We start from the raw sequence: 26306 nt of genomic DNA, 5'->3' as shown, positions 1-26306 counted from the left end.
CGCCGGGAATTGCATAGGGAGACCAAGATGGCAGTCAGTGCAAACAGGCTGGAGCTGCTCCAGATCGCCGACGCGGTCGCGCGCGAAAAGGCGATCGACAAGCAGATCGTCATCGCCGCCATGGCGGATGCGATCCAGAAGGCGGCGCGCTCGCGCTACGGCCAGGAGACCAATATCCGCGCCGACATCAACCCGAACACCGGCGAGATGAAGCTGCAGCGGCTGATGGAGGTCGTCGACGACGTCGAGGACTTCGCCAGGCAGATCTCGCTGGCGGACGCCCGACTTCGCAATCCCGACGCCCAGGTCGGCGATTTCATCGCCGAGCAACTGCCGCCGATGGATTTCGGCCGCATTGCCGCGCAGTCCGCCAAGCAGGTCATCGTGCAGAAGGTGCGCGAGGCCGAGCGCGACCGTCAGTATGACGAGTACAAGGACCGCATCGGCGAGATCGTCAACGGCACGGTCAAGCGCGTGGAATACGGCAACGTCATCGTCGATCTCGGCCGCGGCGAGGCGATCATCCGCCGCGACGAACTGATCCCCCGCGAGAACTTCAAATATGGCGACCGCGTCCGCGCCTATGTCTATGACGTGCGCCGCGAGCAGCGCGGTCCGCAGATCTTCCTGTCGCGCACCCATCCGCAGTTCATGGCGAAGCTGTTCACCATGGAAGTGCCCGAGATCTACGACGGCATCATCGAGATCAAGTCCGTGGCGCGCGACCCCGGCTCCCGCGCCAAGATCGCCGTCGTTTCGCGCGACTCCTCGATCGACCCGGTCGGCGCCTGCGTCGGCATGCGCGGCTCGAGGGTGCAGGCCGTGGTCGGCGAGTTGCAGGGAGAGAAGATCGACATCATCCCGTGGTCGCCGCAGGCCGCCTCCTTCATCGTCAACGCGCTGCAGCCGGCGGAAGTCGCCAAGGTGGTGCTCGACGAGGATGCCGAGCGCATCGAGGTGGTGGTGCCCGACGACCAGCTGTCGCTCGCCATCGGCCGCCGTGGCCAGAACGTGCGTCTCGCCTCGCAGCTCACCGGCTGGGATATCGACATCCTGACCGAGCAGGAAGAGAGCGAGCGGCGCCAGAAGGAATTCGTCGAGCGCTCGACGCTGTTCATGGAAGCGCTCAATGTCGACGAGATGGTCGGCCAGGTGCTCGCCTCCGAAGGCTTCGCCAGCGTCGAGGAAGTGGCTTATGTCGACGCCGACGAGATCTCCTCGATCGACGGTTTCGACGAGGATACGGCGAGCGAGATCCAGTCGCGGGCCCGCGAGTATCTCGACCGGATCGAGGCCGAGCACGACGCCAAGCGCAAGGAACTCGGCGTCGAGGATGAGCTGCGCGAGATTCCTGGCATCACCACGGCCATGATGGTGACGCTCGGCGAGGACGGCGTGAAGTCGGTCGAGGACTTCGCCGGCTATGCCGTCGACGACCTCGTCGGCTGGAAGGAGCGCAAGGACGGCGAGACCAAGGTCTATCCTGGCGTGCTCGCCAGCCACGGCGTCTCCCGTGCCGATGCCGAGCAGATGGTGGTGGCCGCGCGCCTCAAGGTGGGCTGGATCTCCGAGGACGACCTCGCGACAGAGCAGGAAGCCGCCGAAGCGGCTGACGCCTGACATGAGCGCGGACCGGTCCGGAGGCGCTCTTGGAAGAGATGAACGATCGCACCTGCATCGTTACGCGCAAAAGCGCAACGCCCGATGAGCTGATCCGGTTCGTCGTCGGACCGGATTCGACCGTCGTCCCGGACCTGAAGCGCAACCTGCCCGGCAGGGGGTGCTGGGTCACCGCCGACCGGACCCATGTCGACCTCGCGGTCGGCAGGAAGCTCTTCGCGCGTGCTCTCAAGGCCGAGGTCGTCGTGCCGCCGCAGCTCGGCGAGCTGATCGACGGGCTGATGGCGAAATCGGCGCTCGGCGCGCTGGGGCTCGCCCGCAAGGCGGGCATGGTCGCGCTCGGCGCCGCCAAGGTGGAAAGCAGCGTGCGCAGCGGCAAGGCCGCCGCCGTGCTGCATGCCGGCGAGGCCTCAGACGACGGGGTGCGCAAGATCACGCAGGCCAGGCGCGCCGTGGTGCATGCCGGAGGCCCCGTTATCGCCGCCTACAAACTTTTTTCGGAACACGAATTGGGTTTGGCATTGGGGGGCACAAATGTGATACATGCTGCCGTTCTCGCGGGCGACGCGGGGAAGGCGGCCTTGAAGCGCATGGCTGCGCTCGACCGCTACCGGGGCGGATCCCCGGATGAAGTGGCAATACTTGCGGCAGTTGCCGACGACGAGAAAGCCGCAGAGGACACGGAATGAGCGATACGAAATCGGGTGACGACAAGACGTTGAGCGTCAACACCAAGAAGACCTTGACGCTGAAGCGCCCGGGCATGGAGCAGGGCACCGTGCGCCAGAGTTTCTCGCATGGCCGCAGCAAGGCTGTGGTTGTCGAGACCAAGAAGCGCAAGTTCTCGATGCCGGGCGAACGGCAGGAGCCGGCGGTGGTCCAGCCTCTCAGGCCGAAGCCGGCGGTCGCCGTCGCAGCACCGGTTCAGGAGGCCCCGCGGCCCGCTCCGGCGGAGCGCCTGGTGCTGACCGATCTGTCGAGCAGCGAAATGGAGGCGCGCCGCCGCGCTCTCGAGGGCTCCAAGGCCCGCGAGCACGAAGAGCGCCAGCGTGCCGCCGAGGAAGCGCGTCGCCGTGCCGAGGAAGAAGAGCGTCGTCGCCGCGAGCGCGAGGAATCGGCTCGTCGCCAGGCCGAGGAGGAAGCCCGGCTGAAGGCCGAGGCGGAAGCCCGCCGCCGTGCCGAGGAAGAGGCTCGCCGCCGGGTGCCCGCCGCGGCCGAGACTGTTGCCGACGACGAGGAAGCGAACAAGCCGAAGCGCGCCGCCAGTGCCCCGCCGCCGCGGCGCATCGCCACCCCGGAGGTCGCGCGTCCGGCCAAGACCAAGGGCGACGACGACCGCCGCCGCGGCAAGCTGACGCTGAACAGCGCCCTGTCCTCCGAGGATGGAGACGCCCGTGCGCGTTCGCTGTCGGCCATGCGCCGGCGCCAGGAGAAGTTCAAGCGCGCGCTCCATCAGGAGCCGCGGGAGAAGATCGTGCGTGAAGTGACCCTGCCCGAAACCATCACCATCCAGGAACTGGCGAGCCGCATGTCGGAACGCGCCGTGGACGTGGTCAAGTTCTTCATGAAACAGGGCCAGATCATGAAGCCCGGCGACGTGATCGACGCCGACACGGCTGAACTGGTCGCTTCCGAATTCGGCCACACGGTGCGCCGCGTCGCCGAGTCCGACATCGAGGAAGGCCTGTTCGACATCGCCGACCGTCCGGAGGACCTGAAGTCGCGTCCGCCCGTGGTCACCATCATGGGCCATGTCGATCACGGCAAGACCTCGCTGCTCGACGCCATCCGCAACGCCAATGTCGTTGCCGGCGAGGCGGGCGGCATCACCCAGCATATCGGTGCCTATCAGGTCGAGAAGAACGGCCAGAAGATCACCTTCATCGATACGCCCGGCCACGCGGCCTTCACGGCGATGCGCGCCCGCGGCGCTCAGTCGACCGACATCGCCATCCTGGTGGTCGCCGCCGACGACAGCGTGATGCCGCAGACCATCGAGTCGATCAATCACGCCAAGGCGGCCGGGGTTCCGATCATCGTGGCGATCAACAAGATCGACAAGCCGTCGGCCAATGCCCAGAAGGTGCGGACCGAGCTGCTTCGCTATGAAGTGGTGGTGGAAGAGATGGGTGGCGAGACGCTCGACGTCGAGGTCTCCGCGACAAAGGGCATCAATCTGGACAAGCTGCTCGAAGCGATCCTGCTGCAGGCGGAAGTCCTCGACCTGAAGGCCAACCCGGACCGTACGGCCGAGGGCGTGGTCATCGAGGCGAAGCTCGACAAGGGCCGCGGCCCGGTGGCGACGGTGCTGGTGCAGACCGGCACGCTGATGCCCGGCGATATCATCGTCGCCGGCAACGAATGGGGCCGTGTCCGCGCCCTGGTCAACGACCGCGGCGAGCACATCGCCGAGGCGCCGCCGGCGATGCCTGTCGAGGTTCTCGGCCTGCAGGGCACGCCGCGTGCCGGCGACCGTTTCGCGGTCGTCAACAACGAGGCGCGCGCCCGGGAGATCACCGAGTATCGCCAGCGGAAGGCCCGCGACAAGGCGGTCGCCAAGCATGCCGGCCAGCGTGGTTCGCTCGAGCAGATGATGTCGCAGATGCAGGCGAACGGCGTGAAGGAATTCCCGCTGGTCATCAAAGGCGACGTGCAGGGCTCGATCGAAGCGATCACGGCCGCCCTGGAGAAGATCGGCAACGACGAGGTGCGCGCCCGCATCGTTCATGCCGGAGCCGGCGGGGTCACCGAAACCGACGTGTCTCTCGCCGAGACCTCGGGCGCGGCGATCATCGGCTTCAATGTCCGCGCCAATGCCCAGGCACGCCAGGCGGCCGAGCATGCCGGGATCGAGATCCGCTACTACAACATTATCTACAACCTTGTGGATGACGTTAAGGCGGCGATGTCGGGCCTGCTGTCGCCGGAACGTCGCGAGACCTTCCTCGGCAATGCCGAAATTCTCGAGGTCTTCTCGATCACCAAGGTCGGCAAGGTCGCGGGCTGCCGCGTCACCGAAGGCAAGGTCGAGCGCGGCGCGGGCGTCCGCCTGATCCGCGACAACGTGGTCATCCACGAAGGCAAGCTGAAGACGCTGAAGCGCTTCAAGGACGAAGTGGCGGAAGTACCGGTCGGTCAGGAATGCGGCATGGCCTTCGAGAATTACGAGGACATCCGCCAGGGTGACATCATCGAGTGCTTCCGCGTGGAGCACATCACCCGTACGCTCTAGGACGTCGCTCAGACGCCGGTGTCGCACGACGCCGGCGTCTCGCGTGGAGCGGGGCACAAGCCCCGACGCAACGACGGCCGGGGACAATCGGACATTGAAATAGAGCTGGAGCGGCAGCGCCGATTTGCTCGGTGCCGTCGTAGCTCCCATGTCGTATCGGCGATCCGCGACGCCGGGCGGGTGCGGCTCGCCACGGGCAGATGATCGGCATAGAGTTGGAAGGTGGTCGAGTTCGCCTCCGGACTTTCGAGCGGGCGCGACGCCGACCGGGCACAGCGGCATGCTGTAAGGGAACAGGCCGGTCGCACCGCTGCGCTAGGGAAGCTGAGGGATTTGAGAGGGCAAGGACGATGAAAGCAGGCGGCAAGGGCACGATTTCCCAGCGTCAGCTCCGCGTGGGCGAGCAGGTCCGCCACGCTCTGTCCGAGATGTTGCAGCGTGGCGAAGTCCGCGACGATCTGATCGAGGCGACGGTGATCTCGGTTTCCGAAGTGCGCATGTCGCCGGACCTGAAGATCGCTACCGCCTTCGTGTCGCCGCTGGGAGCGCGGGACGACGATGCGGTGGTCGCCGCGCTCAACCGGAGCGCACGTTTCATCCGCGGGCGCATGTCGCCGGCCTTGCGCCAGATGAAATACATGCCTGAGTTCCGCTTCCGGCTGGATACGAGCTACGACAATTTCGCCAGGATCGATGAGCTTCTGCGTTCGCCCGAAGTGGCGCGCGATCTCGACGGCGACGACGGCAAAGAGGAGTCATGATGGCCCGCCGAGGCAAAAAGAAAGGACGGCCGATTTCCGGCTGGCTGGTGCTGGACAAGCCGGTCGGCATGGGATCGACCGAAGCCGTCTCGAAGGTCAAATGGCTATTCCAGGCCGAAAAGGCCGGGCATGCCGGCACGCTCGATCCGCTCGCTTCGGGCATGCTGCCGATCGCGCTGGGAGAGGCGACCAAGACCGTGCCTTATGTCATGGATGGAGCGAAGGTCTATCGCTTCACCGTCGCCTGGGGCGAGGAGCGGACCACCGACGACCTCGAGGGGCCGGCGACGAAGACCTCCGACAAGCGTCCGACCGAGCCCGAGATCAGGGCGCTGCTGCCAAGATACACCGGGGTGATCGAGCAGACGCCACCGCAGTTCTCGGCCGTCAAGATCGACGGCGAGCGCGCCTACGACCTTGCTCGCGAGGGCGCGACGGTCGCCATTCCGCCGCGCGAGGTCGAGATCGGCAGGCTCGATATCGTCGCCATGGAGGGCGGCGAACGAACCGTCTTCGAGGTGGAGTGCGGCAAGGGCACCTATGTCCGCTCGCTGGCGCGCGACATGGGACGCGATCTCGGCTGCTACGGCCATATCGCGGAGCTCCGCCGCAGCGAGGTCGAGCCTTTCACCCCGGAGGATCTCGTCACGCTCGCCGAACTCGAGGCCGCAGCCGAACAGGGCAGGCCCGCGGCGGACGGCGAGGATGGCCGGCGCTCCTTCGATGCGCTGGACGCGCTGCTTGTCGACACCGGCGCCGCCCTCGACTGCCTGCCCCAGGTGTCGGTGAGCGACGACCAGGCGGCCAGGATCAGGCTCGGCAATCCCGTCATCATCCGTGGTCGCGACGCGCCGGTCGAGGTCGAAGAGGCCTGCGCCACGGCACGGGGCAAGCTGGTCGCCATCGGTGCGATCGAGGCCGGAATGTTCAAGCCGAAGCGGGTCTTTACCGGTTGAGCACCCCTCCAATCCTGGCCTACAGCGCGTCGCGTGGAAAAGGGTTCACGCGACACGCGGTAGGTTCTTGATCTGGCGCATGTCTTTTCCCCGAAACCGCTGCACACTTTCGGGAGACATGCTCTAGCATCGGCCCGAAAATCGTACTCGATTTTCGGAAAGCACGATGCGTAGATTCAAAATGATAGAGAGCGTTTTTTGCGCGTCCGAATGGACGCGCGGCCCTCTATCGTCTGCGCCGATCAAGGGGACGATGAGAAATGGCCAGATCGAAGGCGTCGAACAGGCGGCTGCGCAACAGGGTCAAGCGGTCGCCGGTGGGGGCGGCGCCGGGAACGCTGGTCGCCGATCCCGCCGCGCCGCAGCCGACGCTCTGCCTGACCGCGCTCGCGCCTGATGGCGTCGGCTTCTTCGACGACGTCAGCATCGACGACATCAGGCGCCTGCGGGCGGAATGGCCTCTGGTCTGGGTCGACTGTATCGGACTCGGCAATGTCGACCTGATCCGGGACATCGGCACCATATTCGGGCTGCATCCCCTGGCGCTGGAGGACACGGTCAACACCGGCCAGCGTCCCAAGGCGGATTTCTTCGATGACCATGCCTATGTCGTCGTCAACATGATCGACGACCCCGAGGCACATCGCTACGAGCAGATCTCGCTCTTCTTCGGCGACGATTTCGTCGTGACCTTTCAGGAGCGGGAAGGCGATCCCTTCGGGCCGGTGCGCAAGCGCATCGAAGCCCCTACGGCGCAGCGCCTGCGCACACGCAAGGCCGACTATCTGGCCTATGCGCTGGTCGATGCCGTCATCGACAGCTATTTTCCGATCCTCGATGCCCGTGCCGACTCCATCGAACGCATCGAGGACGAGATGCTCGGCACCGTCCACAAGCGTCATCTGGCGGAACTCCATGGATTGCGGCGCGATATGATCGCGCTCAAGCGGGCTCTCTGGCCGCTGCGCGATGCACTGGCAGGGCTCATGCGCGCGGATGTGCGCTTCGTCCACCCCGAGACGCGGCTCTATCTCAATGACACGCTCGACCACGCGATCCGGCTGATCGAGATCGTCGAGACCAATCGCGACGTCGTGACTGGCCTGATCGACATGCACCTGTCGCTGATTCAGGCGCGCACCAACGACGTCATCAGCTTTCTCACGATAGTCTCGTCGATCTTCATTCCGCTGACCTTCCTGGTAGGCATCTGGGGCATGAATTTCGATCCCGAAGCTTCGCCGTGGAACATGCCGGAGTTGGAGGCTTACTACGGATACCCTGTCGCCCTCGGCTTCATGGCACTGGTCGCCATAGCGCTGGTCGGTCTGTTCCGATGGAAAAAGTGGCTCTGAGGGGGCTGTTCGGCCAATTGCGGAATTGGTCTGGCGTTTCCGATCGAATTGGACTATACGCGCCGCAACATTGCGCAAGGTTGCGTCATGTCCATTGGCCCCGGCTGGACGACATCCCGGCCTCGGGCGACTTCATTCCTCCAGATCGAAAGGGAAACATCCGATGTCGATCACTGCCGAACGCAAGCAGGCTCTGCTGACCGAATTTGCAACTGCCAAGGGCGATACCGGCTCGCCGGAAGTCCAGGTTGCCATTCTCTCGGAGCGTATCAAGAACCTGACCGAGCATTTCAAGGGACACGTGAAGGACAACCACTCCCGCCGCGGTCTCCTCAAGCTCGTCTCCCAGCGCCGCAGCCTTCTCGACTACCTGAAGCGAAAGGACGAGGCGCGCTACCAGACGCTGATCGAGAAGCTCGGACTGCGTCGCTAAGAAAAACCGGCCGGCGGGTCTTCCCTGGGAAGGCCCGCCGGTCGCGCATACGGGCTGGCATAGTTGCACAGCCCGCCCCGGCTCCGGAATTCAGGGGAACCTTCGGAGCCGCCCATGGACCGGTCATGGGGCAGGATTGCAGGAAGCCCGGGCGTCTGTCGCCTCCCAACAGGACTTCCCGTTGTCTTGCCCGTGGCTTGTCCCGGAACCTTCCGGCCATGCGGCATGTCCGCATCCCCGACGGGTTTCGAACTGCAGCAGCGCATCGTCCGCCGAAGGGTCGGAACCTTCGAGGGACGGGCGCCGAACGAAGCCAGGGGAAGGGGCACCTGCACGGCATGTCCGCGCGGCCCTTTCCGCATATGAAGGACAAGACATGTTCAATCACCACAAAGTGGAAATCGAGTGGGGCGGTCGTCCGCTCACCCTGGAGACCGGCAAGATCGCGCGTCAGGCCGACGGCGCGGTGCTCGCCACCTATGGCGAGACCGTCGTGCTCGCCACCGTCGTCTCGGCCAAGGAGCCTAAGCCGGGTTTCGATTTCTTTCCGCTGACCGTCAACTACCAGGAAAAGACCTATGCCGCCGGCAAGATCCCGGGCGGCTATTTCAAGCGTGAAGGTCGCCCGAGCGAGAAGGAAACGCTGGTTTCCCGGCTCATCGACCGCCCGATCCGCCCCCTCTTTGCCGAGGGGTACAAGAACGACACCCAGGTCGTCGTCACCGTCGTCCAGCATGACCTCGAGAACGATCCGGACATCCTCTCGATCGTCGCGACCTCGGCCGCGCTGACCCTTTCAGGCGTGCCCTTCATGGGCCCGATCGGCGGCGCCCGCGTCGGCTATATCAACGGCCAGTACGTTCTCAACCCGCATCTCGACGAGATGCCGGAATCGAAGCTCGATCTGGTCGTCGCAGGCACCAGCGAAGCCGTTCTGATGGTCGAATCCGAGGCCCAGGAACTGGCCGAAGACGTGATGCTCGGCGCGGTCATGTTCGGCCACAAGGCTTTCCAGCCGGTGATCGAGGCGATCATCAAGCTGGCTGAAGTCGCCGCGAAGGATCCGCGCGACTTCACCCCGCCGAGCTACGGCGACCTCGAAGCCGAAATGCTGAAGATTGCCGAGGACGACCTGCGCGCGGCCTACAAGATCACCGACAAGCAGGCGCGCTACGCCGCGGTCGACGCCTCCAAGGCCAAGGTCAAGGAAGCTTTCGCGCCGCAGGGCGAGGAGGCGCCGAAGTGGTCGCCGGAGCAGGTCGCTACCGTGTTCAAGGAGCTCCAGGCCAAGATCGTGCGCTGGAACATCCTCGACACCGGGTCCCGCATCGACGGTCGCGACCTCAAGACCGTCCGCAACATCGTTTCGGAAGTCGGCATCCTGCCGCGCACGCACGGCTCTTCGTTGTTCACCCGCGGGGAGACCCAGGCGATCGTGGTCGCGACGCTCGGTACCGGCGAAGACGAGCAGTTCGTCGACGCGCTGACCGGCATGTACAAGGAGACCTTCCTCCTCCACTACAATTTCCCGCCCTATTCGGTCGGCGAGACCGGCCGCATGGGTTCGCCCGGCCGCCGCGAGATCGGCCACGGCAAGCTCGCCTGGCGCGCCATCCATCCGATGCTGCCGAGCGCGGAGCAGTTCCCCTACACGCTGCGTGTCGTCTCGGAGATCACCGAGTCCAATGGCTCGTCCTCGATGGCCACGGTCTGCGGCACATCGCTCGCGCTGATGGACGCCGGCGTTCCGCTGGCCAAGCCGGTCGCAGGCATCGCCATGGGCCTGATCAAGGAAGGCGAGCGCTTCGCTGTGCTCTCCGACATCCTCGGTGACGAGGATCATCTCGGCGACATGGACTTCAAGGTGGCCGGCACCGCCAATGGCATCACCTCGCTGCAGATGGACATCAAGATCGACGGCATCACCGAGGAGATCATGCAGGTCGCCCTCGGCCAGGCCAAGGACGGCCGCCTCCACATCCTCGGCGAGATGGCCAAGGCCATCACCGAAGGCCGCAAGGAACTGGGCGAGTTCGCGCCGCGCATCGAGGTCATGCACATCCCGACCGACAAGATCCGCGACGTGATCGGCTCCGGCGGCAAGGTCATCCGCGAGATCGTCGAGAAGACCGGTGCCAAGATCAACATCGAGGACGACGGCACGGTGAAGATCGCTTCGTCGAACGCCAAGGAGATCGAGGCGGCGAAGAAGTGGATCCACACCATCGTGGCCGAGCCCGAGGTCGGCGAGATCTATGAAGGCACGGTCGTTAAGACCGCGGACTTCGGCGCCTTCGTCAACTTCTTCGGCCCGCGCGACGGCCTGGTCCATATCTCGCAGCTCGCCAACGAGCGCGTGCAGAAGACTACGGACGTCGTCAAGGAAGGCGACAAGGTCTATGTCAAGCTGATGGGCTTCGACGAGCGCGGCAAGGTCCGCCTGTCCATGAAGGTCGTCGACCAGCAGACCGGCAAGGAGATCGCCAGGGAGAAGCGTCAGGAAGGCGAAGAGACCGCCGCCTGATCCTTTTCGGTCCGGCAATGCCGGACCACTGAAGGCCGATCGTCGAACGGGCGCGTCGCTGCGACGCGCCCGTTTTCACAAGAGCGCCGCGCGCCCCCTTAGGCGCGCAAGGGACGCACGTTGAGACATGACAGCGCCGCGCGCCCTTTTAGGCGCGCATGGGATGCTGTCCAATCCCTGGAGCCGCCTCAGGCGGTCGCTTTCGGGCAGGAACCATGAGCCGCGATTCGCTGAAGACCCTTCTTCACCCGTTCGATGCAGGCATGCTTTCCGTGCCTGGTGTCGGCGGACGGGTGCTCTTCCTCGGCGCCGAGCCCGGTTTTCGGCTTCCCGAAGGCTTTTCGGCGGAGCTGACGGCCGTGCAGGGCTTCAGACCGTTCTTCCGCGCTCTCCAGAGCGCCGGCTATCGCGTGGCGCCGAGAGCCGAGGGCACGGACTACACCCTGGCGCTGGTGCTGTGTGGGCGCCACCGCGGCGAGAACGAGGCGCGCATCGCCGAGGCCGTCCAGCGCGTGTCTCCTGGCGGCCTGGTGATGGTGGCGGGCGCCAAGGGCGACGGCATAGCCAGCCTCCGCAAGCGCGTCGCCGCCCTGGCCGCCCTCGATGGCCAGGAGCCGAAATACCACGGCCTTGTGTTCTGGTTCCGCCGTCCGGCAGAGCCGGCCGAACTGGTTTCCGCGCTGCGCGCCGGCAACGAGGGGGACCTTGTGGAGGGACGGTTTCACACCATGCCGGGCATGTTTTCCCACGACCGGGTTGACGTGGGATCGCGCCTTCTCGCGGAGAACCTCCCCGGCGACCTGTCCGGTGCCGCTGCGGACTTCTGCGCGGGGTGGGGATATCTGGCGGCCGAGGCGGCTCGCCGCTTTCCGGCGATCCGCGCCATCGACCTCTACGACGCGGATTTCGAAGCCGTGGAAGCGGCGAAGCGCAACCTGGCCGATCTCGGACGGCCGGCCCGGTTCTTCTGGCATGATCTCGCATCGGAACCGGTCGCCGAGCGCTACGATGCTGTTGTCATGAACCCGCCATTCCATCAGGGACGGGCGGCCGATCCGGGCATCGGGCAGGACCTCATTCGGGCAGCGGGCAGGGCGCTGAAGAAAGGCGGCCGGCTTTTCCTGGTCGCCAATCGTCCGCTGCCCTACGAGGACACGCTGCGCGCGGACTTCGCCGACTGGTGGGAAATCACGCGCAACGGTGGTTTCAAGGTGCTGGCCGCCCGCCGCTGACCTTGTCTGGTCCTATTGGAGCGTCTGGTGGGCCGCCGCTGCTATCCCCTGCCGGATGACCAGCGGGGCGGGCTTTCCGTAGAAATAGCCCTGGACCACTTCGCATCCCGCTGCGCGCAGCAGGGTCGCCTGGTTTTCGGTCTCCACACCCTCGGCGATGGTGTGGACGCCCAGCGCCCGCGACAGGCCGACGATCGTCGAGACCACGGCGCCGGTGCTGCTGTCGGTGTCGATGCGGCTGACGAAGGAGCGATCGATCTTCAGCTTGTGGAAGGGAAAATCGATCAGGTAGCTCAGATTCGAGTACCCTGTGCCGAAATCGTCGACGGCGACCGAAATTCCCATTTCCGACAATGCCTTCAGGATCGCGGCGGCACGGTCGCGATCCTGCATCATGGCCGTCTCGGTGATTTCAAGTTCGAGCCGTGAGGGTTTGATGCGGGTGGTCTCGATCGCTTTGCGGACGACGCCGAGAAAGTCCTTGGTCATGAACTGCACGGGCGAGATGTTCACTGCGACGAAACAGTCGTCGGGCAGATGGCGGGCATCGCTGCAGGCCTTGTGCAGGACCCATTCGCCGATCAACGCAATCATGCCGGTCTCCTCGGCGATGGGGATGAATTCCATCGGCGGGATCATGCCGCGCTCCGGATGCGACCAACGGATCAGCGCCTCGTAGCCGATGATGCGGCCCGACATGAGATCGAGCTGCGGTTGGTAGTGCAGGTCGAAGTCGCCGCGCTCGAAGGCCGTGTGCAGTTCCGCCTCGATCCATTGGCGGTAGTCGGCCACCTGTCCCATCTCGGGCTGGAAGCTGCTCCAGCCGCAGAGGCCGGTCATTCGGGCATGCTGCAGCGCCAGATTGGAACGGCGCAGCAGCAAAACAGGGTCGCGCCCGTCCTTCGGGATGGCGACGATGCCGACCGAGACCTTGACCGACTGCAGATGCGTCTTCAACGGATAAGGTTCCGTCATCCTTTCTATCAGCCGCTCGACCGCGCGTTCGAGATTGAAGGTGGCGTCGCCGTCGGGGTGGATCACGGCGAATTCGCCTGCACCGATCCGGCCGATCTGGACCCCGGCCGGCAGGCTTGCCTTGAGCCGCTCGGCGAAGGCGGCGACCAGCTCGTCGCTTTGCACGTAGCCGATGGAATCGTTGATCTGCAGGAAGCGATCGATGTCGATATCGATCAGGAAAGCGGGCCTGCCGGTGCGGATAGAGGCCGAGACGGCTTCGGCGATCCGGCCGAACATGGCTGTGCGCCCGTTGAGGCCTGTCAGCTTGTCGACCTGGGTCTCCTTGAAGACATAGCTTCTTGATTCGTCGACCCCGGCAAAGAAGGAGAAGGCCGCGCCGCCCGAAGCCAGGGCGCAAAGCGCTGCGACGACGGCGCCCACCGCCGGGGCCGACATGGCAGCGAGATCATTGCCGAAGCCGAGCCTCAACGCCCACAGGCCGAGCACAAAACTGCCCAGGCCCGAAGCCGCGATGGTGATGAGCCGGAAGACTGGGCTCCGGTTGGGGTGTTGGGCCGGCATGAAAAATCCCTTCGACTGGCGAAGGACTTAACGCAGCGCCTGTTAAATTCCGTTTCGTCCTATTGCTTCAATTTTAGGCAACAGCTTCGCTGGAGCTTTCCGGGTTGTCAGTCGCGCTCTTCGTCGCTCTTCTTCAACTCATCCAGCGTGGGCATCGAGACGATATGGTAGCCCGAATCGACATAGTGGATCTCGCCGGTGACGCCTGACGACAGGTCCGACAGGAGATAGAGCGCGGATCCACCGACCTCCTCCAGAGTGATCGGGCGCCGCAGCGGCGAGTTGCGCTGCTGATAGGAGAACATATAGCGGGCATCGGAGATGCCGGCACCCGCCAAGGTGCGCACGGGCCCGGCCGATATGCCGTTCACCCGGATGCCGCGAGGGCCGTAATCGTTGGCGAGGTAGCGCACGCTCGCCTCGAGGGCGGCCTTGGCGACGCCCATGACATTGTAGTTGGGCATGACACGGACCGAGCCGGCATAGGTGAGCGTGATCATGCTGCCGCCCTCGGACATCAGCGCGGCGGCCTTCCTGGCGATTTCGGTGAAGGAGTAGCAGGAGATGACCATGGTCCGGACGAAATTTTCACGGCTGGTGTCCGCATAGAGGCCCTTCAGCTCGTTCTTGTCGGAGAAGCCGATGGCATGGACCACGAAGTCCAGCCCGCCCCACTCCTTGTCGAGGGTCTCGAACACCTGATCGATCGATGCGCTGTCCTCGACGTCGCAGGGCAGGACCAGCGATGCGCCGACCTTGTCGGCCAGAGGCCGGACGCGCCTGCCGAAGGCTTCGCCCTGATAGGTGAAGGCCATGGCGGCGCCATGGTCGGCGAGCCGGCGGGCGATGCCCCAGGCGATCGAATGGTCGTTGGCGACCCCCATGACGAGGCCGCGCTTGCCTTTCATCAATGCTTCCATGTGTGAAGAGCCTCAGACGTCGTAGCGCTGGAACACCAGCGTCGCGTTGGTTCCGCCGAATCCGAAGGAGTTCGACAGCACCCTGTCGATGCGCGCGTCGTCGATGCGCTTGCGGACGATCGGCATTCCTTCGAATTCCGGATCGAGCTCCTCGATATGGGCACTCTCTCCGATGAAGCGGCCCTGCATCATGAGGATCGAATAGATCGATTCCTGGACGCCGGCGGCGCCCAGCGAATGGCCGGTCAGCGACTTGGTCGAGGTGACGTTCGGCATCTTGTCGCCGAACACCTCGCGGATCGCTGCCATCTCCTTCGAATCGCCCACCGGCGTCGAAGTGCCGTGGGTGTTGATGTAGTTGACGGGGCCCGAAACGGTGGTGAGCGCCTGGCGCATGCAGCGCACCGCGCCTTCGCCCGACGGCGCGACCATGTCGTAGCCGTCCGATGTGGCGCCGTAGCCGACGATCTCGGCATAGATCTTGGCGCCGCGCGCCTTGGCATGCTCGAGCTCTTCGACAACAAGCACGCCGGCACCACCGGCGATGACAAAGCCGTCGCGATTGACGTCATAGGCGCGCGAGGCGAGCGCGGCGCGGTCGTTGTATTTGCTCGACATCGCCCCCATGGCGTCGAACAGGTTCGACATGGTCCAGTCGAGATCCTCGTGTCCGCCGGCGAAGACCATGTCCTGCTTGCCCCACTGGATCAGCTCATAGGCGTTGCCGATGCAGTGCGCCGAGGTCGAGCAGGCAGAGGAGATCGAATAGTTGACGCCGTGGATCTTGAACCAGGTGGCGAGCGTTGCCGACGCCGTCGAGGACATGGCCTTCGGCACGGCAAAGGGCCCGACGCGCTTCGGACCGCCCTTCTCGCGGGTGATGTCCGCGGCCTCGACGATGGCCCGTGTCGACGGGCCGCCCGAACCCATGATGATGCCGGTGCGCTCGTTGGTCACGTCGGTCTCGGCAAGACCGGCATCGGCGATGGCCTGATCCATCGCGACATGGTTCCAGGCCGCGCCCTTGGAAAGAAAGCGTAGCGCGCGACGGTCGATGAGCTCGGTCGGATCGAGCGTCGGAGCTCCCCAGACCTGGCAGCGGAAGCCGTGGGCGGCGAACTCCTCGGAGAAGCTGATGCCGGATCGGGCGTCGCGCAACGAGCCTTCGACCTCGGCGGCGTTGTTGCCGATGGATGACACGATACCGAGGCCGGTGACTACTACTCGTCTCATCTATCACTCCATGGTTGCGACGCGCGCCGGCGGCCCCGGGGCCGTCAGGCGGCTGCCTGCTTGAACAGGCCGACCCTGAGGTCGCTGGCCTTGTATATGGTCTCGCCGTCGGCCTGCAGCCAGCCGTCACCGATCGACAGGACGAGCCGGCCACGCATGACGCGCTTGAAGTCTACGCCGTAGACCACCTTTTCGGTCGCCGGCGTCACCATGCCCGTGAACTTGACCTCGCCGGTCGAAATGGCGCGACCCTTGCCGGGTTCGCCGAGCCAGCCGAGGAAGAAGCCACTCATCTGCCACAGCGCATCGAGGCCGAGGCAGCCGGGCATGACCGGGTCGCCGATGAAATGGCAGGGGAAGAACCACAGGTCCGGCCGGATATCGAGCTCGGCGCGGATGAACCCCTTGCCGAATTCGCCGCCTTCCTCCTGGACCTCGGTGATCCGGTCGAACATCAGCATCGGCGGCGCCGGCAGCTGGGCATTGCCCGGCCCGAAGAGCTCCCCTCGGCCGCATGCAAGCAAATCCTCGTAGCCGAAGGCATTCTTCCGTTCCGGCATCAAAATCTTCCCCGTCGCGATGGGCGGCGCAACGCCCTGTTGGCCTCGTTCCCTAGCACAGTCCGTTCGTCACCGGAAACCGCCGTCTGCGCTTATATTGAGAGCCGGCGGCGGTCAACGTGCCGCGCTTGATCGCCTGACGACGACCGAATATATGTCACAAAGGGTCGAGAATAATCTGCTCGGGAATTGGTCGTCGATCCGACCAGGCGAGGGACAATACGGATAGATGCATCCGCTCGAAGGAAAGCAAGTGGTGTCTGTGGAAAAACGCGTGCGTGATGCCGGGCTGAGGCCGACGAGGCAACGAGTCGCGCTCGCCGATCTGCTTTTCGCCAAGGGCGATCGTCATCTGTCGGCCGAGGAGTTGCATGAGGAGGCGCTGGCCGCCGGCGTGCCGGTGTCGCTGGCGACGGTCTACAACGCGCTGCACCAGTTCACCGAAGCCGGCCTGCTGCGCATCCTGGCCGTCGAAGGCGCGAAGACCTATTTCGACACGAATACCTCCGACCACCATCACTTCTTCGTCGAAGGCGAGAACAAGGTGTACGACATCGAGCAGGGCCCGGTGCGTGTGGTCAATCTGCCCGAGCCTCCCGAGGGCATGGAGATCGTCAACGTCGACATAGTCGTGAGGCTGCGGCCGAAGCGGTGATGGCCGCAATCGCGACGCCCGTCGTCGAGATGCTCGTATAGCCGCCCCGGCTCGATGCGGCCGGCGTCAGTCCTTGATGGTCTCGCCCGGATAGGCGCCCCACACCAGCCCCTGGCTCAGCCAGCCGGAGTGGCCGGCGAAACTCATCTCGCACCATTCGCCGTTGCAACTGCGGATCGTTCCGATAACGCCAGGCTCTATCACAGCGACCGTGCCGGCGCCCTCCTCGGGCCGGGAAAGCAGGGAGATCCGCGCGTCCTTGCCCCGCTGCCAGGGCGCGGCAATGCCGGTACGGCGTCCGGACAGCAGCGATTGGTTTATCCAGCCTTCGGCGCCGTCGGAATCGCGGACGCGGCGCCAGTTGTCATATTCCTGGATGATCTCCATCGGCAGGCCGGGCTTCAGATACATCCAGTCGACGGCATAGTTCAGGCCCGGGCCGATGCGCGAATTGACCCGCCCGGACTTCAGGCTGACGAAACGCGGCAGCGGCAGGCCGCTCGCGCCGCGGGGGACATCCTGTGTGCTCGCTGGCGGCGTCGGGGGAGTGGGTGCCGCCGCTCCGGAAGCGGCCGCAATGGCAGGTGATTCCTGAGCAGCCATGCCCGGCGCGGCGACGACGGCGCAAAGCAGGGTCGCGCCGACAACCATGCGGAATGAACCAGACACCTTCATACCTCTACACACGCTCGGCGCTGACCGTCACCCGGTTGGGGCGCCTTTTTCTTTGTCTTCGGCCCGGCCGCTTGTTACACAGGCTGGCACACCGAGGCCGGTTTCAAGTTTGGCCGGTCTTGGTTAAAGAGGTCTGAACAAGGTCCTGAACCGAGGGAACAATGGCCGGCAGGAAAAAGCCCCTGGTCGTCATCACGCGCAAGCTGCCCGACCAGGTGGAAACGCGCATGCGCGAGCTTTTCGACGCCAGGCTGAATGTCGACGACCGCCCGATGAGCCAGCCGGAACTGGTCGCCGCCTTCAAGGAGGCGGATGTCGTGGTGCCCACCATCACCGACCGGATCGACGCGGCGCTGATCGCGCAAGCGGGCCCGAATCTGAAACTGATCGCCAATTTCGGCAACGGGGTCGACAATATCGACGTGGCCGCCGCCGCCAAGGGCGGCATCACCGTCACCAACACGCCGAACGTGCTCACCGAGGACACGGCCGACATGACGATGGCCCTGCTGCTTACCGTGCCGCGGCGCCTGACCGAAGGCGCCAATGTGCTCAAGGGCGACGGCCATTGGGCCGGCTGGTCGCCGACCTGGATGCTCGGCCGGCGAATCTGGGGCAAACGCCTGGGGATCGTCGGCATGGGCCGCATCGGCACCGCCGTGGCCCGCCGCGCCAAGGCCTTCGGCCTGTCGATCCACTACCACAACCGCCATCATGTCGCCCCGGCGATCGAGGACGAACTGGAAGCGACCTACTGGGAGAGCCTCGACCAGATGCTTGCCCGCATGGACATCATCTCGGTCAATTGCCCCTCGACGCCGGCGACCTTCCATCTCCTGTCGGCCCGCCGGCTGGCTTTGATGCAGCCGTCTGCCTATCTCGTCAACACGGCGCGCGGCGACATCATCGACGAGGACGCGCTGATCCAGATGCTCCAGGACGGCAAGCTGGCCGGCGCCGGGCTCGACGTCTTCGAGCACGAGCCCGCCGTCAATCCGAAGCTCCTGAAGCTCGCCGCCAAAGGCAAGGTGGTGATCCTGCCGCATATGGGATCGGCCACGATCGAAGGCCGCATCGACATGGGCGAGAAGGTGATCATCAACATCCGCACCTTCTTCGACGGCCACAGGCCACCCGACCGCGTGTTGCCCAACCGGGTCTGATGCCAACGGTACAGGATGCTGACGCATCCACCTGACCTCGATCGCTGACGCGGCCCCTCGGCCCGCCTGGCTTTCGTGCCTGGAGGATCGGTTCTCGTCCTGTAAACAACTGGAAATTTACAGGACGGGCCGGTTTTCGGGCGCGGTACATTTCTTGGCCGGGTTGCATGTCCCGACCGGCCTCATGGCCGAGAAAAATGCCATCCGCCGATATTGCCGGCGCAGGTCTTCGAAGGTGAGACGATGCGTCAGAAAATCGGCTCTGCCGTTGCCGGCGTCAAGGAGGGTCATCAAGACGTGATCCTTTGCGCCGATAGAGCTCACAGCGAGGACAAAGCCAGCATCCCGTCGGCTGTGACCGAAACGCACCGCCCGGCGAACCGGCCATGGGCATCGCGATCGAGGCGGAGCGCGATCGGTCCGGCCCATCCCATCTCGCGCGCCACGATCAGCCCGAGGAGCAGGATCGCATCTGGTTGATGCATGACGATCGCGGCCGGAGCCTTGCCGCCACGGACGAGTTCCAGCAGCACGGCCGAGGCCGATGACGAGCCGATCGTGTCAGGCAGAAAGAGCACGGAGCCCCCGATCGACGCACCATGTTGCGGATGGCGCACGTCGACGATCCGCCCGGACTTCGGGTCGACCCCACCCCAGAAGCTGATCGGCGCGGAAAGCGCGAGCCCTTCGCCTTCCGCGGGCGGCCCCGGCACGAGGATATCGGCGCGCATGGCGGTCACGAGAAACGCTCCGAGATCATCGGCCGGCCGGAGACCGCGCTCTCCACGCAGTCGGCGAGCGATCCGTAAAGAACCTCGTAGCCCGTATTCCCCGGCGCATAATGCGCGAACTTGCCCGAATTGGTCATCAGCACGCCGCCGGGATGGTCCGCGAGGATCGGGGTCACCACGACGCAAGTGTCGGCAACGACGGTCACGCCGGCCGATTCGAGGCGCCGCCGGCGGCCATCGGCGTCGAGATGCGCAACCACGTGCCGGCCGGTACAGGCATAGAGCGGCACGGCCAGGCGCCGGCCCGCGATCTGCGCCTCGAGCCGGTCGAATTCGGTCAGCGACAGATGCGGGCTGCCGATGGCGACCGCATCGATCATGTCGGGGCGCCCGGCGGTAGAGAGCCTGGACTGCGCCTCCAGGACCATGGCTGGCGTGACCGTGATCGTGGCCTCGGGCGGCATGCCACCCAGCGCCGTGGCCAGGTCGGGAGCCTCGGGCGTTACGCCGGAGATGTGGAAGAGCCCGACCGCGCCGGATGACGCGGCCGCCGCGCCGAAGGCCTTGAGCGCGTCCTCGCCCGGATCATGGCCGATCCCGGTCACCACGCCAACCGCGTTGCCGACCTCGCGGCCGTACAGGCTGCCGAGCACGGGCCATGCGATCTCGGACTGCAGGAATCCGGCGGGCAGGGCGCCGACGTCGACGGCCAGCGTCGCCCGCCGGTTCTCGGGCTTGTGCAGCCCGTGGTCGGGCGCGCGTCCGCTGATCGCGCAGGCGATGTCGAGAAAATCGCCGTAGCGGTTGGTGCGTGCGCCGAGCACGGAGTTGCAGAAGACGACGGCGTTGGATTCGCCCCAGGCGACGTCGCTCCCGCGGGCAGGGCGATGCCCGGCCTGGTAAGGTGCGCAGGTCCAGCTCGGCTCGCAGCCGAGGGCCCGGTAGGCGTCCATCATGCGGCGCGCCATGCCGCGCGCGGGTTCGGCGAGCCGCACCCTGGAACAGCCCGTGAGGTCCAGCGCCCCGACATTGAGGGTTGCACGCACCACGACCCTGGCGCCGCCTTCGACCAGCTTCTCGGCGAAGAGCGTGCCCGAATCGCCGTGATAGAGGGCACCGTCGATATGCGCCGAAACGATCGGAATCAGCCGCGGCGCACCGAGAAGACTGGCGCTGTCGGCGACGATGCGCATGGCCATGGTCGCTCCTGGTCCGTCGCGGCCGGCGGCGATTTCCTGCTCTTGCGCTGTCAGGACAACGCTCACCCGAGTTCCTTGCGCATGGTGATGGTGGTCGGCCGCCGGTAGCCCGGATGCGCGGTGCGCGCGGTCTCGCGAAAGCCGAGTCTGCCGAAGACGGCGTGATTGGCGGTGAGCTCGATCCGGGTCTGGAGCTCGACCGCGGTCCGGCCGAGCTCGCGGGCGTGATCCTCCGCGGCCTCGACCAGACGCCGGCCGACGCCTTGGCCCTGGAATGCCGGATCGATCGCGAGCTTGCCGAGATAGAGATGGCTGCCATTATCGGCGAGGAAGACACACCCTGCCAGCCTGTCCGCGACCGTGGCGAGGAAGGCTGTTTCCTCGCGCGCCTTGGCTTCGAGCGACAGGGATGTCAGCCGATGGGCGGAGGATGGCGGATCGATGACCCCATCCATCGGGGCGAAGGACCGGCGAATGAGGCCGAGCAGTTCGTCCCAGCGCTCGAAGCCCGCGGGCAGGGGAACGATCGAGATCTCGTCAGTCTGCATGGCGGACACTCAGGCCGGGCTCTTGTAGCGGACGATGTCGAAGCGTGCACCGAGCCCGTCATAGAGGAGCAGCCGCCCGATCAGCGGATCGCCGATGCCGGTGATCAGCTTGATCGCCTCCACGGCCTGCAGGCTGCCGATCACGCCGGTTAGTGCACCAAGCACACCGGCTTCGGCGCAGGACGGGACGAGTCCGGCAGGCGGCGGTTCGGGGAAGAGGTCGCGATAGGAAGGGTTCCGGCGGCCGGTCGCATCGGTTTCGTACGGCTTGAGCACGGTGACCGAGCCGTCGAAGCGCCCGACGGCGGCATGGACCAGCGGCCGCTGCGCCTCAGCGCAGGCGTCCGCGACCAGATAGCGGGTTTCGAAATTGTCGGAGCCGTCGACGACGAGATCATAGGCCGCGACGAGCCCCGTGGCGTTTGCCGCATCGAGCCGCATCTCATGCGTCTCGACCGTCGTGTTGGGGTTGATGCGCCGAAGCGCGGCTGCAGCGCTTTGCGTCTTTGCCGCCCCCAGCGCTTCGGTGTCGTGAATCACCTGCCGCTGCAGGTTGGACAGCGACACCGTGTCGTCGTCGATCACACCGAGCGTGCCGACACCGGCGGCGGCGAGATACTGGAGCACCGGCGCGCCGAGGCCTCCAGCGCCTATCACCAGGACCCGGGCGCGTTTGAGGCGCTGCTGGCCCGGGCCGCCGATCTCCGGCAGCACGATATGGCGCGCATAACGTTCGAGTTCCTCTGATGACAGGACGGTCGGGCTGTTCATGTGGCGAACATAGAGCATGTCGCCCGAACGTGGGAACCGGTTTCGGGACAACGACATCCGATTCGACGCGACGCCTTTCAGGACGTTGATGTATGTGTCAGCGTGTTTCGGACACGGTGCCGCCGGCGACCGTCAGGAACTGGCCCTTGTCCTCCAGGCTGGAGAACAGCACGGGGTCGGTGCCGGTCATGAAGGCCTGGCAGTCGAGTTCTTCCAGTATGGCGAAGAGCGCGGCGCGCCTGCCGGCGTCGAGATGCGCCGCAACCTCGTCCAGGAGCAGGATCGGCACTGAGCCGAAGACCTCGCCGCACAGACGCGCATGCGACAGCACGATGCCGATCAGCAGGGCCTTCTGCTCGCCGGTGGAGCACAGTTCGGCCGGCATGTCCTTCGGCGCGTGGCGCACGATCAGGTCCGAACGGTGAGGCCCGTCGAGCGTGCGCCCGGCGGCGCGGTCTCGCCACCTGCCCTCGCGGAGCAAGGCACGGTACTCTTCCTCGACCTCGACCGCCGGCTTGACGCCGAGCCGGTCTTCCAGGATGCCCGAAACCGCAACGGAAGCGCGCGGAAACGGACCTGAGTCAGGCAGGCGCTCCATCATGGCCGACAGCAGGCGCACGGCCTCGGCTCGCGCCGCGGCGATGGCCGTGCCGATCTCGGCCATCTGCGCTTCGATCGCCTCGAACCAGCTGCCGTCGCGCGCGTCCTCGGCAAGCAGCCGGTTGCGTCCTCGCATCGCCTTCTCGTAGTCGATGGCGCGCTGCGCATGGCCGGGGTCCGTCGCCAGGACGAGCCGGTCGAGGAAGCGGCGGCGATCTCCGGGCGGTCCGGTGAAAAGCTGGTCCATCGCCGGCGTCAGCCATGTCACCCGCAACCAGTCCAGCATTTCCTCGGCCGATTTCGCCGTCGCGCCGTTGATACGCACCTTGCGTCCGGATTCCTGCCCGGTCGCCGTACCGGTGCCGATATCGCAGGCGCCGAGCGGTCCTTCGATCGTGGCATGCACGGCGAAGCCGTTGCCGCCGCCTTCGCGTGCGACCTCCGCATAGGAGGCACGCCGCATGCCCTTTCCGGGCGTCAGCAGCGAGATCGCTTCGAGCAGATTGGTCTTGCCGGCGCCGTTGTCGCCGGTAAACACGACCGCGCCAGGCCGCAAGGCCAGGGTGACGGCGGAATAGTTCCGGAAATTCGTAAGCGATAGCTTACTTATATGGGTCTGTTGTTCCGGCATGGGCCGGACCGCCGGTCACGTTGCGTGTGCCCTAGACGCGCATCGGCATCAGCACGTAGAGCGTATTGTCGTCAGCCGTATCGTAGATGAGGGTGGGCGAGCCCGCATCGGCCAGCATGAATTTCGCCTCGCTGCCCGAGAGCTGGGCGGTGACGTCGAGCAGATATTTGGCGTTGAAGCCGATCTCGATCGCATCGGCGGAATAGTCGGCCGCGAGCTCTTCGGTCGCGCTGCCGGAGTCCGGATTGTTGACGGCCAGGGTCACCTGGCCGTCGTCGATCGACAGCTTCACGGCGCGGCCGCGTTCGGAGGAGATGGTGGAGACGCGGTCGACGGCCGCGGCGAAGCTCTGCCGGTCGATGACGAGCTGCTTGTCGTTGCCCGTCGGGATGACGCGCTGGTAGTCGGGGAATGTGCCGTCGATCAGCTTGGAGGTGAGCACGACGCTGCCGACCGTGAGGCGGATCTTGGTTTCGGAGAGTTCCACCGTCACCGGCACATCCGGATCATCGACCAGTTTCTGCAGCTCGCTGACGGTTTTGCGCGGGATGATGATGCCCGGCATGCCTTCCGAGCCGGCCGGGGCGTCGGTTTCGGCGCGGGCCAGCCGGTGGCCGTCCGTCGCCACCGAGCGCAGCTTCAGCTTGCCGCCGGCCTCGTGCGTGTGCAGGTAGATACCGTTCAGATAATAACGCGTCTCCTCGGTCGAGATCGCGAACTGGGTCTTCTCGATCAGGCCCTTCAGGGCGGGCGATTCGAGCCGGAAGATGTGCGAGAAGGATCCGGCCGAGAGCTCCGGGAAGTCCGACTGCGGCAGGCACTGCAGACGGAAGCTCGAACGGCCCGAAACGACCGACATTGCGTTGCCGTCTTCGTCGGTCTTGAGCATCACCTCCGCCCCATCGGGCAGCTTGCGCACGATCTCGTAGAGCAGATGCGCCGGCACGGTCGTGGCGCCGGCCTGTTCGACGACCGCCGCGGTCGCCTCGGTGATCTCGAGATCGAGGTCGGTGGCCTTCATTTCCAGGCTGGCGCCCGATGCCGCGAGCAGCACGTTCGACAGGATCGGAATGGTGTTCCGCCGCTCGACCACGCGGTGGACGTGGTTCAAGGACTTCAGGAGGTTCGAACGTTCAAGGACCACACGCATGACGGGCCGATCTCGCTTCAGACTGACATTTCATTTCCGGACATAGGCCATGCCGAGAAAGGCTGCGAATGGCACAGAATCGAAGCAAAATGACAGCAAAACATCCCCGAACGCAAGCCCGCGGATAGGCTTGAGGCCGTTCCGCGGGCTTTCTGGGGATAACGGAGTTTCGGTCGTCGTCAGGCCTGGTCCGTGATCAACCGGCGCAACAGCTCGAGCTCCTGCGCGAGAGTGTTGTCGGCGCCTGAAAGGTCTTCGATCTTGCGCACGGCATGGAGCACGGTCGTATGGTCGCGGCCGCCGAAGCGCCTGCCGATCTCGGGCAGCGAGCGCGGCGTCATGACCTTCGACAGGTACATGGCCACCTGCCGCGGCTTGACGATGGTGCGCGTGCGCCGGTTGGACAGAAGCTCGGTCTTGGAGACGTTGTAGTGGCGCGCGACGATGCGCTGGATGTCTTCGATGCGGACGCGCTTGGGTTCGCCCGAACGGTAGATATGGCCGAGGATCTCGTCGATCCGCTCGATCGTGATCTGCGGCTCGAAGGACTGGCGGAAGAGGAGCTGGTTGAAGGCTCCCTCCAGTTCGCGGCCCGATCCGGTTACGGTGCGCGCGACATGGCCCAGGATCTCGTCGGAAATATCGAGCGACTGGTCCTCGGCCTTGGCGCCGGCCAGGCGCTGCTGGAGCATCGCCAGCCGCATGGGGAAGTCGGGCGTGGACATCTCCAGCGACACGCCGCCGTTGAGCCGCGAACGAACCCTGGGCTCGAGCGATTCCAGCTCCGCCGGTGGCCGGTCGGCCGCCACCACCACCTGCTTGGCGCTGTCGAGCAGCATGTTGATCAGGTGGCAGAACTCGTGCTGGATCGACTTGCCCTGCAGGAACTGCATGTCGTCGATGATCAGGAGGTCGATGTCGCGAAGCTGCTCCTTGAGCGTCAGCGCGTTATTGTCGCGGATGGCGGTGGCGAAGCGCCACATGAAATACTCCGCCGTCAGGTAGACGACCCGGGACTGCGGGTTGCGCTTCAGCGACTCGGCCGCGATCGCCTGCAACAGATGCGTCTTGCCGAGGCCGACGGTGGCGTGGAGGAAGAGCGGGTTGAAGCGCACCGCGTTCGGCGCCTGCTCCGCCACGGCTCGGGCGGCGGCGAAGGCGACCCGGTTAGACGAGCCCTCGATGAAGGACTGGAATGTATAGCGGGCGTCGAGGGGCGAGCCGAGCAGCCGCTGGCGCGCATCGGTCTCGGCTGCATTCGGGCGCATGCCCGTGGGCCGTTCGGGCCGGGCGCTCGCCAGGGTCCCCGATCCCAGGGCCGTGTGGGGCTTCGCCGCCTTGCGGGCCGCTGTGTCCTCGGCGTCGGGCGCGGGCCGAGCGCCGCGCGTGGCCGAGCGGACGACGAACTCCACCTTCAGGACGTCGGGCCGTTCCTGCTTCCAGATTTCCGTGACGAGATCGAGATAGTGGCCGTTGATCCAGGAGCGCAGAAACGCCGTCGGAACCGAGACCCTGACTAGCCCTTTGGACGCTTCGGCGAGCTTCATGCGCGCAAACCAGCTCGAATAGACCTCGCCGCCGAGGCGGGCCCGCAACTGGGTCTTCACGCGTTCGAAGATCTTTTCGGCCGCTTCGGAGTTCGCCGCATCGAACTCTCCGACAAATTCCCGTTCAAAAGGAAAGGCCGCCTTGGCTTCCCTTTCAATGCCGCTCTGCATCTGGCAATCCCCGTTGTTGGTACCATTTCGTGCCGGCTTGGCGCTTCCGCCGCGCGTATCCGGCTTTTTTCCTCGCAAGACCTTGGCCCGCCGTCGCTTT

Annotated in this window: 23 protein-coding genes; 11 read left to right on the top strand and 12 right to left on the bottom strand. The window is 65.5% G+C overall.

From position 1 onward, the window contains the following. The first annotated feature begins 27 nt into the window (after positions 1–27). The 9 genes from nusA (at position 28) to JN280_RS00075 (ending at position 12113) form a co-directional block, all read left to right on the top strand. Positions 28–1620, top strand: coding sequence for a transcription termination factor NusA (gene nusA / locus JN280_RS00115; RefSeq protein ID WP_202309527.1), 1593 nt, complete (start codon positions 28–30; stop codon positions 1618–1620). A gap of 38 nt (positions 1621–1658) precedes the next feature. Beyond that, positions 1659–2309, top strand: a complete 651-nt coding sequence (locus tag JN280_RS00110; protein WP_202309526.1) for an RNA-binding protein — start codon at positions 1659–1661, stop codon at positions 2307–2309. Next, complete coding sequence (infB, locus tag JN280_RS00105; protein WP_202309525.1) at positions 2306–4852, top strand: translation initiation factor IF-2; 2547 nt, start codon at positions 2306–2308, stop codon at positions 4850–4852. The genes JN280_RS00110 and infB overlap by 4 nt, the downstream gene beginning before the upstream one ends. Before the next feature lie 350 nt (positions 4853–5202). Next, on the top strand, positions 5203–5613 hold the full coding sequence (rbfA, locus tag JN280_RS00100; RefSeq protein ID WP_202309524.1) for a 30S ribosome-binding factor RbfA: 411 nt from the start codon (positions 5203–5205) through the stop codon (positions 5611–5613). Continuing rightward, a complete protein-coding gene (gene truB / locus JN280_RS00095; protein WP_202314410.1) occupies positions 5613–6569 on the top strand; it encodes a tRNA pseudouridine(55) synthase TruB in 957 nt (318 codons plus the stop codon). Before rbfA ends, truB begins: the two co-directional genes overlap by 1 nt. 260 nt (positions 6570–6829) lie before the next feature. Continuing rightward, positions 6830–7924: a magnesium/cobalt transporter CorA gene (gene corA, locus JN280_RS00090; protein WP_202309523.1), complete on the top strand. Its 1095-nt coding sequence runs from the start codon at positions 6830–6832 to the stop codon at positions 7922–7924. Between the two features lie 163 nt (positions 7925–8087). After that, positions 8088–8357, top strand: coding sequence for a 30S ribosomal protein S15 (gene rpsO / locus JN280_RS00085; RefSeq protein ID WP_202309522.1), 270 nt, complete (start codon positions 8088–8090; stop codon positions 8355–8357). A gap of 376 nt (positions 8358–8733) precedes the next feature. After that, complete coding sequence (gene pnp, locus JN280_RS00080) at positions 8734–10881, top strand: polyribonucleotide nucleotidyltransferase (protein ID WP_202309521.1); 2148 nt, start codon at positions 8734–8736, stop codon at positions 10879–10881. Between the two features lie 215 nt (positions 10882–11096). Next, positions 11097–12113 (top strand): class I SAM-dependent methyltransferase, encoded by a 1017-nt coding sequence (locus JN280_RS00075; RefSeq protein WP_202309520.1) that lies wholly within the window; start codon positions 11097–11099, stop codon positions 12111–12113. 12 nt (positions 12114–12125) lie between these two features. On the opposite strand, the gene JN280_RS00070 is transcribed toward JN280_RS00075, so the two are convergent. From JN280_RS00070 to fabA, 4 genes are all read right to left on the bottom strand, one after another. Next, entirely contained in the window at positions 12126–13652 is a 1527-nt protein-coding gene (locus tag JN280_RS00070; protein ID WP_202309519.1) for a putative bifunctional diguanylate cyclase/phosphodiesterase, read from the bottom strand. 107 nt (positions 13653–13759) lie between these two features. Beyond that, complete coding sequence (fabI, locus tag JN280_RS00065) at positions 13760–14572, bottom strand: enoyl-ACP reductase FabI (protein ID WP_202309518.1); 813 nt, start codon at positions 14570–14572, stop codon at positions 13760–13762. Between the two features lie 12 nt (positions 14573–14584). Beyond that, positions 14585–15805, bottom strand: coding sequence for a beta-ketoacyl-ACP synthase I (fabB, locus tag JN280_RS00060; protein WP_202309517.1), 1221 nt, complete (start codon positions 15803–15805; stop codon positions 14585–14587). A gap of 44 nt (positions 15806–15849) precedes the next feature. Next, entirely contained in the window at positions 15850–16365 is a 516-nt protein-coding gene (gene fabA, locus JN280_RS00055) for a 3-hydroxyacyl-[acyl-carrier-protein] dehydratase FabA (RefSeq protein WP_202309516.1), read from the bottom strand. A 229-nt stretch (positions 16366–16594) separates the two neighbouring features. Here fabA and irrA point away from each other — a divergent pair, with 229 nt between their 5' ends. Next, positions 16595–17020: an iron response transcriptional regulator IrrA gene (gene irrA / locus JN280_RS00050; RefSeq protein WP_202309515.1), complete on the top strand. Its 426-nt coding sequence runs from the start codon at positions 16595–16597 to the stop codon at positions 17018–17020. 66 nt (positions 17021–17086) lie between these two features. Here the strand turns inward: irrA and JN280_RS00045 are convergent, their stop codons facing one another. After that, entirely contained in the window at positions 17087–17695 is a 609-nt protein-coding gene (locus JN280_RS00045; RefSeq protein ID WP_202309514.1) for an SH3 domain-containing protein, read from the bottom strand. Between the two features lie 161 nt (positions 17696–17856). Here JN280_RS00045 and JN280_RS00040 point away from each other — a divergent pair, with 161 nt between their 5' ends. Continuing rightward, positions 17857–18858 (top strand): 2-hydroxyacid dehydrogenase, encoded by a 1002-nt coding sequence (locus JN280_RS00040; protein ID WP_202309513.1) that lies wholly within the window; start codon positions 17857–17859, stop codon positions 18856–18858. Between the two features lie 320 nt (positions 18859–19178). Here the strand turns inward: JN280_RS00040 and JN280_RS00035 are convergent, their stop codons facing one another. From JN280_RS00035 to dnaA, 7 genes are all read right to left on the bottom strand, one after another. Beyond that, positions 19179–19589 (bottom strand): aconitase X swivel domain-containing protein, encoded by a 411-nt coding sequence (locus JN280_RS00035; protein ID WP_202314408.1) that lies wholly within the window; start codon positions 19587–19589, stop codon positions 19179–19181. Positions 19590–19594: 5 nt separating this feature from the next. Further along, positions 19595–20854: an aconitase X gene (locus JN280_RS00030; protein ID WP_202309512.1), complete on the bottom strand. Its 1260-nt coding sequence runs from the start codon at positions 20852–20854 to the stop codon at positions 19595–19597. Next, entirely contained in the window at positions 20851–21336 is a 486-nt protein-coding gene (locus tag JN280_RS00025) for a GNAT family N-acetyltransferase (RefSeq protein ID WP_202309511.1), read from the bottom strand. Before JN280_RS00025 ends, JN280_RS00030 begins: the two co-directional genes overlap by 4 nt. Before the next feature lie 9 nt (positions 21337–21345). Next, a complete protein-coding gene (locus JN280_RS00020; protein WP_202314406.1) occupies positions 21346–22107 on the bottom strand; it encodes a molybdopterin-synthase adenylyltransferase MoeB in 762 nt (253 codons plus the stop codon). A gap of 97 nt (positions 22108–22204) precedes the next feature. Then, complete coding sequence (recF, locus tag JN280_RS00015) at positions 22205–23338, bottom strand: DNA replication/repair protein RecF (protein WP_202309510.1); 1134 nt, start codon at positions 23336–23338, stop codon at positions 22205–22207. A gap of 31 nt (positions 23339–23369) precedes the next feature. Next, positions 23370–24488 (bottom strand): DNA polymerase III subunit beta, encoded by a 1119-nt coding sequence (gene dnaN, locus JN280_RS00010; RefSeq protein ID WP_202309509.1) that lies wholly within the window; start codon positions 24486–24488, stop codon positions 23370–23372. Positions 24489–24667: 179 nt separating this feature from the next. Next, the gene (gene dnaA / locus JN280_RS00005; RefSeq protein ID WP_202309508.1) at positions 24668–26206 is read right to left on the bottom strand and encodes a chromosomal replication initiator protein DnaA; all 1539 of its coding nucleotides are present in this window, start codon (positions 26204–26206) and stop codon (positions 24668–24670) included. Between the last annotated feature and the right edge of the window lie 100 nt (positions 26207–26306).

This window comes from Mesorhizobium sp. L-8-10, assembly GCF_016756635.1.
Taxonomy (GTDB): domain Bacteria; phylum Pseudomonadota; class Alphaproteobacteria; order Rhizobiales; family Rhizobiaceae.
The sequence above is the reverse complement of the archived record's forward strand: the minus strand, read 5'-3'. Positions and strand labels throughout refer to the sequence as shown.

Excerpts from the sequence above, each read along its gene's own strand:
- nusA (WP_202309527.1), top strand. The coding sequence starts at position 28 with ATGGCAGTCAGTGCAAACAGGCTGGAGCTGCTCCAGATCGCCGACGCG.
- JN280_RS00110 (WP_202309526.1), top strand. The coding sequence starts at position 1,659 with ATGAACGATCGCACCTGCATCGTTACGCGCAAAAGCGCAACGCCCGAT.
- infB (WP_202309525.1), top strand. The coding sequence starts at position 2,306 with ATGAGCGATACGAAATCGGGTGACGACAAGACGTTGAGCGTCAACACC.
- rbfA (WP_202309524.1), top strand. The coding sequence starts at position 5,203 with ATGAAAGCAGGCGGCAAGGGCACGATTTCCCAGCGTCAGCTCCGCGTG.
- truB (WP_202314410.1), top strand. The coding sequence starts at position 5,613 with ATGGCCCGCCGAGGCAAAAAGAAAGGACGGCCGATTTCCGGCTGGCTG.
- corA (WP_202309523.1), top strand. The coding sequence starts at position 6,830 with ATGGCCAGATCGAAGGCGTCGAACAGGCGGCTGCGCAACAGGGTCAAG.
- rpsO (WP_202309522.1), top strand. The coding sequence starts at position 8,088 with ATGTCGATCACTGCCGAACGCAAGCAGGCTCTGCTGACCGAATTTGCA.
- pnp (WP_202309521.1), top strand. The coding sequence starts at position 8,734 with ATGTTCAATCACCACAAAGTGGAAATCGAGTGGGGCGGTCGTCCGCTC.
- JN280_RS00075 (WP_202309520.1), top strand. The coding sequence starts at position 11,097 with ATGAGCCGCGATTCGCTGAAGACCCTTCTTCACCCGTTCGATGCAGGC.
- JN280_RS00070 (WP_202309519.1), bottom strand. The coding sequence starts at position 13,652 with ATGCCGGCCCAACACCCCAACCGGAGCCCAGTCTTCCGGCTCATCACC.
- fabI (WP_202309518.1), bottom strand. The coding sequence starts at position 14,572 with ATGGAAGCATTGATGAAAGGCAAGCGCGGCCTCGTCATGGGGGTCGCC.
- fabB (WP_202309517.1), bottom strand. The coding sequence starts at position 15,805 with ATGAGACGAGTAGTAGTCACCGGCCTCGGTATCGTGTCATCCATCGGC.
- fabA (WP_202309516.1), bottom strand. The coding sequence starts at position 16,365 with ATGCCGGAACGGAAGAATGCCTTCGGCTACGAGGATTTGCTTGCATGC.
- irrA (WP_202309515.1), top strand. The coding sequence starts at position 16,595 with ATGCATCCGCTCGAAGGAAAGCAAGTGGTGTCTGTGGAAAAACGCGTG.
- JN280_RS00045 (WP_202309514.1), bottom strand. The coding sequence starts at position 17,695 with ATGAAGGTGTCTGGTTCATTCCGCATGGTTGTCGGCGCGACCCTGCTT.
- JN280_RS00040 (WP_202309513.1), top strand. The coding sequence starts at position 17,857 with ATGGCCGGCAGGAAAAAGCCCCTGGTCGTCATCACGCGCAAGCTGCCC.
- JN280_RS00035 (WP_202314408.1), bottom strand. The coding sequence starts at position 19,589 with ATGCGCGCCGATATCCTCGTGCCGGGGCCGCCCGCGGAAGGCGAAGGG.
- JN280_RS00025 (WP_202309511.1), bottom strand. The coding sequence starts at position 21,336 with ATGCAGACTGACGAGATCTCGATCGTTCCCCTGCCCGCGGGCTTCGAG.
- JN280_RS00020 (WP_202314406.1), bottom strand. The coding sequence starts at position 22,107 with ATGAACAGCCCGACCGTCCTGTCATCAGAGGAACTCGAACGTTATGCG.
- recF (WP_202309510.1), bottom strand. The coding sequence starts at position 23,338 with ATGCCGGAACAACAGACCCATATAAGTAAGCTATCGCTTACGAATTTC.
- dnaN (WP_202309509.1), bottom strand. The coding sequence starts at position 24,488 with ATGCGTGTGGTCCTTGAACGTTCGAACCTCCTGAAGTCCTTGAACCAC.
- dnaA (WP_202309508.1), bottom strand. The coding sequence starts at position 26,206 with ATGCAGAGCGGCATTGAAAGGGAAGCCAAGGCGGCCTTTCCTTTTGAA.